We start from the raw sequence: 2,960 nt of genomic DNA, 5'->3' as shown, positions 1-2,960 counted from the left end.
TGACGCAGAGATTCGGTCAGACCGCGTACCGCGAACTTAGATGCGTTGTAGCCGCTCATCAGGGGCTGAGACGCCAGACCGAAGATACTGGAGATGTTTACAATGTGGCCTTCACCAGCAGCTTCCATGTGTGGCAGGAACGCTTTCGTGCCGTACAGTACGCCGTAGAAGTTGATGTCCATGATCCACTTGTAGTCTTCAATGGACAGATCCCCCACAGTACCTGCCAGAGCAACACCCGCGTTGTTGAACACCAGGTTCGCTTTACCATGGTCTGCGACAACCTGATCAGCCCATGCATAGAAAGCGTCTTTATCAGATACGTCCAGTTTCTGGGTAGTAATCTTAACCGGGTATTGTTTAAGCATCTCGGCCGTCTCAGCGAGACCTGCTTCGTTAACGTCGCTCAGTGCAACGTTACAGCCATTCTGTGCCAGGTTGATAGCCAACGCACGGCCAATACCAGAACCAGCGCCGGTTACTGCTGCAACTTTTCCGCTCAGATTTTTCATATTTTTCTCCTTCAGGCATCAGGCCGACGCCTGAAAAGTGTCTGTTGTCATACGTTTTTTGTGATGGCTAAACTGTACGTTAGCCTACCGTATTTCAAAGGGTGCTTTCGGCCAATATATGATCAGAAAACACCCCGCTTTGGCGTAATTTAAAAGCACTCAACGCATAGTGTGATCTGCACGTTTGAAGTTTTTAGCCAGCAACCAGAACGCCCAGCTGAACCCCGGGAACATAGCGATTACCTTGCCGCTTTTGCTCTTATACCAGGAGTTACAGCCGCCTTTTTCCCAGACGGTTTTCTTCATTTCGCTGTGAATATGATTGGTGTAACGCTCTTCGGCCTCAGGTGTCACTTCGATCGATTTGGCATGTGCACCACGTACACGGTGAATTGCCTGCATGATGTAGTTCATCTGGGCTTCAATCACGAAGATCGCAGAAGTATGGCCAATACCTGTATTCGGCCCGGTTACAATAAACAGGTTCGGGAAGTCAGGAATGACGGTACCCAGGTAAGCACGAGGGTAATCTTCCCAGACATCACTGATCGCTTTACCACCACGACCAACAACCGGGTAAGAGATAACGCCATCAGTTGCATCGTAGCCGGTGGAGTATACGATCAGGTCGAAATCGAGCTTTTCACCCTTCTCTGTATTGATTCCGGTCTCTGTGATTTCGTCGATACCGTCAGTTTTATCGTGCAGGAACACGTTATCGCGACAGAACGCTGGGTAGAGGGTGTTCGACAGAATAATACGCTTACAACCGATCGTGTAATCAGGGGTTACTTTGGCGCGTAACTCCGGATCTTTAATCTGACGTTTGATATGTGCCAACGCTGGTTTTTGCGCAGCAGCCTTGAGGCCGGCTTCAGAATATTTAAAACCAAGAATACGGGTTTCAAGCGCCCAGTAAATACTCCAGCGAAGCAGCTTATAGATAAACTTATTTTTCAGGAGTGCACGCTGCCATGGCTTAAATTTCTTATCGTGACGCGGCATAACCCAATGCGGAGTACGCTGAAAAACGTGCAGTTCTTTCACGTCTTTGGCGATTTCTGGAATTATCTGGGCTGCACTCGCGCCGCTACCAATAATGGCAACTTTTTTGTCTTTATAGTCGTAGCTGTGGTCCCAGTCGTTGGTGTGGAACGACTTACCTTTAAAGTTATCCTTACCCTTAAAGTTCGGAATAACCGGTGTGCTCAATGGACCAGAGGCATTAATAATAAACTGGCTCTCGTAAACTTCGCCGTTATCGAGGTGGATATGCCAACGGCTGATGTCATCCTGCCACTCAACTTTAGCAACGTTACAACCCGTGTGCGTGCGCTCACGCAGGTTGTATTTACTGATAACGAACTCTGTGTACTCGTTCAGTTCTTTCTGATTGGCGAACATCTGCGTCCACGGGTACGGCTCATGCGAAATGGAATACAGCGGTGACTGAACATCGACCGCAGCACCCGGGTAGGTATTCTGAGACCAGGTGCCGCCCATAAAGCTGCGACGTTCAAGGATGACGAAGTCTTCACGTCCCTGCTTGATCAGGTTAATAGCGGCGCACTGTCCACCAAAGCCGCTACCGATAATGACAATGTTGTGTTGCTGCATCTTGCTTTACCTCGTTCATTAAACGCACGCCCGCCAATCTGACGACACACGATGTCACTTTACTTCTGACGACACGTGATGTCAAATAGCCAAATGACGTCTACCAATACCACCTCATCGGGCCGCAGTTACCGGGGTTTAACCCCTGAGCAGCGCACTGCCCAACGCCGCGAAAGCTTCGTTGAAGCCGGCCTGAACCTGTTCGGGAACGAAGGTTTTCACGCCACAACGGTCCGTAAACTCTGCAAAGAAGCCGGCCTGACCGATCGATACTTCTACGAAAGTTTCTCGTCTATGGAGGAGTGCCTGATTGAGGTGTACGAGCGATGCTTGCAAGGTATTCTTGCCCGATTGCAGAAGTCTCTCATTAACCTCGAGGGCAAGACCTTCCCGGAAGAGTTGATCCGTAGGCTCCTCAATGACTTCTTCGCTGAGATGGAAGACCCCAGAGTAGCCAAAGTCTGTATGTTTGAAGCTGAAGGCGTCAGTGATTACATGCACGGTCTTTACAATGATTATATTCGCCGCTTTGTTATGGTTCTGATGGGCGCCTCACGGGCTTATGTCGAAGAATGGCCACTCAATACCGAAGAAACAGAAGTCCTCGGCAATGCAATCGTTGGTGGTATTATTCAGGCCACTCGCAACTGGGCCGTCAATGACTATCACCTGAGCCGCGAATCACTAGTGAACGGCATCATGGTCATTTTCAAAGGCTCTCAGCTTCTCTTAGGCGAAAAATGAAACTCGAAGACATTCGCAAGCTGCATCAGAAAAAATATCGTCAGCTTCACCAGAAGTTTCTGGTCGAAGGCGAGCACCTGATTCTGG

At 49.3% G+C, this 2,960-nt stretch carries 3 protein-coding genes; 1 reads left to right on the top strand and 2 read right to left on the bottom strand.

Annotated features, from left to right (window positions below):
• On the bottom strand, positions 1-512 hold a 512-nt coding region (locus B2067_RS07690; protein ID WP_301388010.1), incomplete at its 3' end, for an SDR family NAD(P)-dependent oxidoreductase.
• Positions 513-671: 159 nt separating this feature from the next.
• Entirely contained in the window at positions 672-2,129 is a 1,458-nt protein-coding gene (locus B2067_RS07685; RefSeq protein ID WP_301376728.1) for a flavin-containing monooxygenase, read from the bottom strand.
• 78 nt (positions 2,130-2,207) lie between these two features.
• Here B2067_RS07685 and B2067_RS07680 point away from each other — a divergent pair, with 78 nt between their 5' ends.
• On the top strand, positions 2,208-2,873 hold the full coding sequence (locus B2067_RS07680) for a TetR/AcrR family transcriptional regulator (RefSeq protein WP_301388008.1): 666 nt from the start codon (positions 2,208-2,210) through the stop codon (positions 2,871-2,873).
• Positions 2,874-2,960 lie beyond the last annotated feature (87 nt).

It is taken from the genome of Thalassolituus sp. UBA2590 (assembly GCF_002339775.1).
In the GTDB taxonomy this organism is placed as follows: Bacteria; Pseudomonadota; Gammaproteobacteria; order Pseudomonadales; family Oceanobacteraceae; genus Thalassolituus.
This window is presented reverse-complemented; position numbering and strand designations above follow the sequence as displayed.

Excerpts from the sequence above, each read along its gene's own strand:
- B2067_RS07680 (WP_301388008.1), top strand. The coding sequence starts at position 2,208 with ATGTCAAATAGCCAAATGACGTCTACCAATACCACCTCATCGGGCCGC.
- B2067_RS07685 (WP_301376728.1), bottom strand. The coding sequence starts at position 2,129 with ATGCAGCAACACAACATTGTCATTATCGGTAGCGGCTTTGGTGGACAG.